The following is a 7,251-nucleotide window of genomic DNA, read 5'->3' as shown; positions in this document are numbered from 1 at the left end:
CTTCGTTTCTTCACAGAATGATACATCCTGAAAGCCATATACTTTTAATGCTTCAATTACTTTGTTAATCATGTTTATATTCATTTTTTAACCCTCTTTACGAAGTTCTACTTTTATATTATAACATAAAAAATTACGTAGAAAGCGCTTCCAAGTGTATTTTATTATAAACTTTACGTTTCAATCATAAAAATGAAACAAAGAAAAAATAATTGTAAAGAAGGAAGGACTCTTTTATTGTTTCGTCATATATATAGAGAAATAGTGCAATGAAAGGAAATTTTCCGAGGTGGAGATTGTATTTCCAATTTGAGCGCAGTAAAAGAGGTGAGAATCTTGAACTTTGATATTGTAGGACAAAAAGCATATATAAAAGATGGGCCGCATCGGAACCGAATTGGAACTGTAAAGAAAAATGAAAAACAATTAGAATCCCACTTTGCTATTGTAATTGGGGAACAAAGTATTGCTGTAGAGCTAAAGGATATCGTGTTAGTTGGAGTAGATGTAGGACAATTTCATACATGGTGCGAGCAAAATGGTTATTTGTGAAAGGGACGGGCTGTGAGATAATGAAATATATTTGAGAAAAGRGAATATGTTATTATATTCTCTTTTTCTATGTGTGGGGAGACGGAAATGAATTATAAAGAACAAGAGTTTACATTGGAGTTGAAAGAGAACATTAAATGTATGGAAAAGGAAATAGAGCGAATATCACTTGGATTTTTTAAAGCGTATTCGCATTTATACATAGGGAAAAATATGAAATTAGATATGGGATTTGAAAGAGAAAAAGAGAATCCCTTTGAAATAGGATATTATTCATCAGTTTCTATAGCGGTATTAGATGAAGAAGGAGAGATGATTGAATTTTACATTATTCCAATTTGGAGATGCGAAAATACTTTTTTAGGGATGCCAACTCAGTCGAGAGTTTGGGGGAGTAAGAAAGTAGGGGAACTTGTTGATGAATCTTGTTATGAGATTGAGGAAGAGTTAAAAGAGCAACTAGAAGAATACTTGGAGTGATAACTTTCAAGAGAAGATGTATAGAGATGGAACATAATAAAAAAGACGCTAACAGTATAAATTATTAGCGTCCTTTTTTATTATGAAGCAATCTCACCAGTTTTTACATCATCTTGATTGTACGTATCCTGATCTAATTCACCAAGCCATTTACTAGAAATAAGACCAGCTGTCATAGAACCACTTACGTTAAGAGCTGTACGACCCATATCGATTAATGGTTCAACTGAGATAACAAGAGCGACAATGCCGATTGGTAAGTTCATTGTAGATAGTACGATTAACGCTGCGAATGTTGCACCGCCACCAACACCGGCAACACCGAATGAGCTAATAGCAACGACAGCGATTAAAGTTAAAATGAATTGTGGTTGTAATGGATCAATTCCTACAGTTGGAGCGACCATCATAGCAAGCATTGCTGGATAAATACCTGCGCAACCGTTTTGACCGATAGATACCCCAAAGGATGCAGCGAAGTTAGCGATTCCTTCAGAAATACCAAGCTTTTCTTTTTGAGCTTCAATATTTAATGGCATTGCACCAGCACTAGAGCGAGATGTGAATGCAAATGTTAATACAGGGAACACTTTTTTCAAATATTGAATTGGATTTAAACCAGATAATGCGATTAATAATAAGTGAATGATAAACATTACGATAAGAGCTACGTAAGATGCTAAAACGAAGTTACCAAGTTTTAAAATAGCGTTAATATCGCTACCAGCAACTGTCTTTGCCATAAGAGCTAATACGCCGTATGGAGTAAGACGTAAAATTAATGTTACCATACGCATTACGATTGCATATACAGCATCAAGCATTTTCTTAAATAGCTCTGCTTGTTCTGGATATTTTCGTTTTACACCTATAAAGGCAATCCCGATAAAGGCTGCAAATATTACAACAGAAATTGTTGATGTTGGACGAGCACCTGTTAAATCAAGAAAAGGATTCGTAGGCAACAGTTCTAACAATTTGTCTGGAATTGTTGTCTTTTCAATAGAAGTAAATCTTTCTTCTACTAATTTCAGACGAGCAGATTCTGCATCACCTTGTTGTAATCCTGTTGCTGATACATCAAATCCTGCGCTTGCAGCTATACCGACAGCTGCGGCAATTCCYGTAGTAAGAATTAAAATTCCGATAATAAGACCACTGATTTTACCAAGGTTTTTCGTTAATTGTAATTTTGTAAATGCTGAAATAATAGATACTAAAATAAGTGGCATAACGATCATTTGAAGTAATTTCACATAACCGTTACCAATTAAACYRAACCAGGTATTTGATTCGATAATTACTTTAGAAGTAGGTTCATAAATAAATTGTAATATAAGACCAAAKATAATTCCGACTCCTAAAGCAGTAAATACACGTTTATTAAAAGATACATGCTTACGTTGCATATAATACAATACGCCAACTAAAATGAGCATGACTGTGATGTTAGTCCCGACAAGCAKTGTATTCATGTTRATTCCCCCTAATTCCAATGTGTTATATAGAATATAAGKTAATAAAACCTATAAGTCAACTAGGGAATTGCGGAATTAAAAAAAAGATGGCAATTTGCCATCTCTTAATGCCCAGCTCCAGGGACAAGTAAAAATGTTGTGTACCATGTAAATCCGATGAAGAAAACGGTTAAATATGCCCCGAATACGTATATATACATACGCTCTGTTAATTTTAAATAACTTAAAAGTACGAAGAATCCTGTTTGTCCTAAAAATAGTAGTGCGGTCGAATGCATATCCCCTACGTAAAACATAACCGAGAAAATTCCAGTCCAAAAGCCGAGAACGCGAAACATGCGCTCCATGCCATCTCCCTCCTTTTCTAAAAAAAGTAAAACCTCTTTTCATTATAGTTTATTTTTCTAACTATTGTAAATATTCATTCATATAAAAAAGAAGCCAATTATAATATTGACTTCTTCTTAGTTGAAAAACTAAATTTGAACTTTATCCCGCTATTTGCGGGGCAGTAAAACTCCCACCTCAAAATTCAGCAAATGCGAGGAAGTTAGGTGGGAGATAACTTCCCGTAAAAGCCCGATTGGTGAAAGTTAATAATCAGTGGGGGAAGAACCCCCCCACTGATTAAAGTTTCACTTTATAGTTACAAGATTTGCAGCCATCTAGTAGACTATCGTTTCGTGTTAATTCCACGTTCGGGAATAGGATTTCAAAAATCCCCTTCATCATATCTCCGTGCATATTACAAATTTCAGTCGGATGATGCGCAGCAACTTCTTTAAATGGGCAATTGTGTACATCATAGAAAATTTTTGTGCCATCTGTACTTAATTCAAAAGCAGGCGATAAGCCAGCTGTTGAGAATGCTTCTTTTGCGATTAGCATTTTTTGTTCTATCGTCAATGCTTCTGCACTTACATTTAAGCGATGCATATGTTGTTGCATTAATTCTTTGCCGAATTGTTTCCCTGTTTCATATAGCGCTTTTTCACCAGCACTACCTAAGCTTAGCAGTGAATTAAATGCTATCTGTGCTAATAATTGATAATCGCGAAATGGGAATTGTAACTGGATGACATCTTGAGACAAGACGTATAGTCTGCTTGGTCTGCCGCCTTTCCCAGTTTTTTTTGTTTCTGATTTGAGCATATTAACATCTTCTAATTTAGATAAATGTAAACGCGCTACGTTTGGATGAATATTAAACTCATCTGCAATTTCTTGTACAGTTACGTAATTATGTTTTTGCGAAATATATTTATAAATATAATAACGAGTAGGGTCAGATAATACACCTGTAATTTTTAGAGCTTGTTCCATGAGGATCTCCACCTTTATCACTTTATCCAAGATATTAACATTATAATACAGATAAACTTCTATATAGGTAATTTCAGACAATAATTCGGAAATTGTTCATAATTTCACAAACATATTTTCCCTTTTTCTCTTAGTGAAAATACAAAATCTCTAATTTTTCTTGTGCATTTTTTTATGATATATACATAGTGAGGAGGGAAACTTGATGAATAGTGTCGAGCTTTTTGCAAATATGATTATGAAAGAAGCTTGTAGGGTGCAAGCATCGGACTTACATATTGTGCCCAGGCAGAAGGATGTGGCGATTCAATTACGTATTGGAAAAGATTTAATTACGAAACGGTGTATTGAGAAAGAATCTGGAGAAAAGCTTGTTTCACACTTTAAATTTTTAGCATCAATGGATATAGGAGAGAGGAGAAAACCTCAAAATGGTTCGTTGTACTTACAAATTGATGGAAAAGAAGTGTATTTACGCCTTTCAACACTTCCAACAGTATATCAAGAAAGTCTCGTTATTCGCCTCCATTTACAAGCATCTGTACAGCCACTGTCTCATCTTTCGTTATTTCCAAGTTCAGCGGAAAAATTACTCTCTTTTTTAAAGCATTCTCATGGGTTACTCGTATTTACTGGGCCAACTGGTTCTGGAAAAACAACAACAATGTATGCGTTATTAGAAGTAGCTAGAAAATGGCAAACACGTCGCATCATTACACTGGAAGATCCAGTTGAGCAAAGAAAAGACGGTTTATTACAAATTCAAATAAATGAAAAAGCTGGTATCACATATAAAACGGGATTAAAGGCTATTTTGCGTCATGATCCAGATATTATTTTAGTTGGCGAAATTCGTGATGAAGAAACAGCAAAAGTAGCTGTAAGGGCCAGTTTGACGGGACATTTAGTAATGACAACCTTGCATACAAATGATGCGAAAGGAGCGATACTACGATTTATGGATTATGGTATTACAAGGCAAGAAATTGAACAATCATTATTAGCAGTAGCTGCTCAGCGGCTCGTCGAATTAAAATGTCCATTTTGCAGAGGGAAGTGTGCAACTTTATGTAAATCAATGAGGAAAGTGAGACAGGCAAGCATTTATGAACTGTTATATGGATATGAATTAAAACAAGCGATTAAAGAAGCAAGTGGAGAACATGTTACGTATCACTATAAAACGTTGGAATCGTCGGTTCGAAAAGGGTATGCTTTAGGCTTTTTAGAAGAAGATGTATATGTTTAAGAGAAAATGGAGTTTAAGTGATCAAGCATTATTATGTAAAAGATTAAGTGATTTATTAGAGAAAGGTTACTCACTTTTGCAGGCGTTAGAATTTTTGCAGTTGCAACTACCATTAGGGAAGAAATTACAGTTACAGCGTATGATCGAGGGATTGAAAAATGGACAAAGTTTGCACGCTTCTTTTCACCAATTAATGTTTCACTCTGAGATGTTAAGTTATTTGTTTTATGCAGAGCGACATGGTGACATTTCTTTTGCTTTGCAACAAGGGAGCGTACTTCTTTACAAGAAAGATAAATATAGGAAAGATATGATGAAAGTAATGCGATATCCTATGTTTTTATCATTTTTTTTAATGATTATGCTTTCTGTTTTTAACCTCATTTTATTGCCTCAGTTTGAAATGATGTATAGTTCTTTACGTTCTACAGCACCACCACTTACGGAGCAAATTTTAGTTGCAATTAAATTATTACCCTACTTCATTTATATGATTGTTCTTATCGTTATAATGGGATTTAGTTTATATATATTTTATTTCCGAAAACTTCCGCCTACTCAAAAGGTAAAGATTATGATCCGTATTCCCCTTATGAAAACATTTCTTATTTTAAATCATTCGCATTATTTTTCCACTCAATTAAGTGGTTTATTACACGGTGGATTGTCGGTACACGAAGCATTAACAATAATGATGAAGCAAAAGTRTCATCCGTTCTTTCAGTATGAAGCAGACCGAATTGAGCGGCAATTAATTGCAGGAGAACCGTTACAATCTATTATTGATAAAAGCGGTTATTACGAGAAAGAACTTTCTTATATCATTACGCATGGACAAGCAAACGGTAATTTAGCAAATGAGCTTGGTGATTACAGTGAGCTCATTATTGAAAAGGTAGAACAAAAAATTAAACGTATGTTATTTGTGATTCAACCCATTTTATTTACATGTCTTGGGGTTATAGTCATTTTGATGTACTTAGCGATGATTATGCCGATGTTTCAAATGATGAATTCTATATAGGGGGCATTTACATGCAGAATGAGGAGGGTTTTACTCTTTTAGAAATGTTATTAGTTATGGTTGTCATAACTGTATTATTACTATTAATTATTCCAAATGTAGTTACACAGCGCTCATCCGTCCAAGGAAAAGGATGTGCAGCCTATGTGAAATCTATAGAAGCACAAATACAAGCATATCACTTGCAACATAATAAGATTCCATCAATAGAGGAACTTGAAACAGGAAAGTATATTACTTCAAAAACTTGCCCGAAAGGTGAACCAATCCATATTTCCGATGATGGTACGGTATCAGCTGGGGAATCGTGAAGCAAAAAGGTTTTACTCTTTTAGAAATGCTACTTGTCTTATTTGCTATTTCTGTACTGAGTGTTGTTACGCATTTTAACGTTACTTCATTACATGAAAAACAAAAAGTTGAGCAGTTTTTGAAACAGTTTTCAAATGATATTTTGTATATGCAGCAGTTGGCGATTAAGCGTCAACAACATTATACGTTACGCTGGTTTAAAGGGAAACAGATGTATTATATTTCGGAATCGGAGACAGACCTTTTAATTGTTAAGAGAGAATATGATAAAGATGTCCAAATGGATTTGCATACCTTTCCAAATCCAATGACATATAATCCGAGCGGGAATATTAATAGGGGTGGTACGATTTTACTTTCCTATCGAGGGTATAAATATGAGATTGTATTTCAGCTTGGAAGAGGGAGATTTACGTATCGTGAAGTGTCAAAAAGGATCAGTAATGGTTGAAATGGTTGTAGCGTTAAGTTTAATAATGATGGCGGCATCGTTATTGCTCCCGCAAACATTATTAATTATGCAAGAAAGAAAAAATATAAAAATGAGCTATAAAGCATTAATATTATTAAAAAAAGAAGCGGCCTTATTTAAGTATGAGAATGAGGAAAAGCGAGTAAAAGAGCAAGTCATAAAAGGAATTGTATATTACACATATTGGAGAGGAGATGAAGTTTGTACGATGTGGAAAGATAGGAGAGGAAAAGCGATGGAGCAATGCCTTTATGCAAAGGAAAAATAAAAAAGAAGTGGGATTTACATTAATAGAAATGATTGCATGTTTGTTGATTTTATCAATGTTCTTTTTACTTTTACCGCGTCTTCATATTATGGG

At 34.4% G+C, this 7,251-nt stretch carries 11 protein-coding genes; 8 read left to right on the top strand and 3 right to left on the bottom strand.

Features of this window, described 5'->3' with window-relative positions; translation table 11 throughout:
• Positions 1-336: 336 nt before the first annotated feature.
• Positions 337-552 (top strand): DUF3912 family protein, encoded by a 216-nt coding sequence (locus tag AC1DJR_RS12795; protein WP_219303540.1) that lies wholly within the window; start codon positions 337-339, stop codon positions 550-552.
• Between the two features lie 87 nt (positions 553-639).
• Complete coding sequence (locus AC1DJR_RS12790) at positions 640-1,032, top strand: hypothetical protein (protein ID WP_060749607.1); 393 nt, start codon at positions 640-642, stop codon at positions 1,030-1,032.
• Positions 1,033-1,112: 80 nt separating this feature from the next.
• On the opposite strand, the gene AC1DJR_RS12785 is transcribed toward AC1DJR_RS12790, so the two are convergent.
• From AC1DJR_RS12785 to AC1DJR_RS12775, 3 genes are all read right to left on the bottom strand, one after another.
• Entirely contained in the window at positions 1,113-2,507 is a 1,395-nt protein-coding gene (locus AC1DJR_RS12785; protein WP_477002753.1) for an L-cystine transporter, read from the bottom strand.
• Positions 2,508-2,614: 107 nt separating this feature from the next.
• Positions 2,615-2,857, bottom strand: a complete 243-nt coding sequence (locus AC1DJR_RS12780; RefSeq protein ID WP_002015110.1) for a DUF2626 domain-containing protein — start codon at positions 2,855-2,857, stop codon at positions 2,615-2,617.
• A gap of 280 nt (positions 2,858-3,137) precedes the next feature.
• Complete coding sequence (locus tag AC1DJR_RS12775) at positions 3,138-3,833, bottom strand: helix-turn-helix transcriptional regulator (protein ID WP_002014995.1); 696 nt, start codon at positions 3,831-3,833, stop codon at positions 3,138-3,140.
• Positions 3,834-4,038: 205 nt separating this feature from the next.
• Between AC1DJR_RS12775 and comGA the strand changes: the two genes are divergently transcribed.
• From comGA to AC1DJR_RS12745, 6 genes are all read left to right on the top strand, one after another.
• Positions 4,039-5,082 (top strand): competence type IV pilus ATPase ComGA, encoded by a 1,044-nt coding sequence (gene comGA, locus AC1DJR_RS12770; protein WP_429691875.1) that lies wholly within the window; start codon positions 4,039-4,041, stop codon positions 5,080-5,082.
• Positions 5,069-6,106: a competence type IV pilus assembly protein ComGB gene (gene comGB / locus AC1DJR_RS12765; protein WP_477002752.1), complete on the top strand. Its 1,038-nt coding sequence runs from the start codon at positions 5,069-5,071 to the stop codon at positions 6,104-6,106. Before comGA ends, comGB begins: the two co-directional genes overlap by 14 nt.
• An 11-nt stretch (positions 6,107-6,117) precedes the next feature.
• Positions 6,118-6,417: a competence type IV pilus major pilin ComGC gene (comGC, locus tag AC1DJR_RS12760; RefSeq protein WP_429686896.1), complete on the top strand. Its 300-nt coding sequence runs from the start codon at positions 6,118-6,120 to the stop codon at positions 6,415-6,417.
• Complete coding sequence (gene comGD, locus AC1DJR_RS12755) at positions 6,414-6,869, top strand: competence type IV pilus minor pilin ComGD (RefSeq protein WP_002129089.1); 456 nt, start codon at positions 6,414-6,416, stop codon at positions 6,867-6,869. The genes comGC and comGD overlap by 4 nt, the downstream gene beginning before the upstream one ends.
• The gene (locus AC1DJR_RS12750; RefSeq protein WP_016100615.1) at positions 6,862-7,158 is read left to right on the top strand and encodes a hypothetical protein; all 297 of its coding nucleotides are present in this window, start codon (positions 6,862-6,864) and stop codon (positions 7,156-7,158) included. The genes comGD and AC1DJR_RS12750 overlap by 8 nt, the downstream gene beginning before the upstream one ends.
• Positions 7,142-7,251, top strand: a 110-nt coding sequence (locus AC1DJR_RS12745) for a prepilin-type N-terminal cleavage/methylation domain-containing protein (RefSeq protein WP_477002754.1), incomplete at its 3' end; no start/stop codon positions are given. The genes AC1DJR_RS12750 and AC1DJR_RS12745, both read left to right, overlap by 17 nt.

The organism is Bacillus sp. 05T31, from assembly GCF_056396725.1.
This window is presented reverse-complemented; position numbering and strand designations above follow the sequence as displayed.

Coding starts and splice junctions, on each gene's coding strand:
- comGC (WP_429686896.1), top strand. CDS start 6,118: ATGCAGAATGAGGAGGGTTTTACTCTTTTAGAAATGTTATTAGTTATG.
- AC1DJR_RS12775 (WP_002014995.1), bottom strand. CDS start 3,833: ATGGAACAAGCTCTAAAAATTACAGGTGTATTATCTGACCCTACTCGT.
- AC1DJR_RS12750 (WP_016100615.1), top strand. CDS start 6,862: ATGGTTGAAATGGTTGTAGCGTTAAGTTTAATAATGATGGCGGCATCG.
- comGA (WP_429691875.1), top strand. CDS start 4,039: ATGAATAGTGTCGAGCTTTTTGCAAATATGATTATGAAAGAAGCTTGT.
- AC1DJR_RS12780 (WP_002015110.1), bottom strand. CDS start 2,857: ATGGAGCGCATGTTTCGCGTTCTCGGCTTTTGGACTGGAATTTTCTCG.
- AC1DJR_RS12790 (WP_060749607.1), top strand. CDS start 640: ATGAATTATAAAGAACAAGAGTTTACATTGGAGTTGAAAGAGAACATT.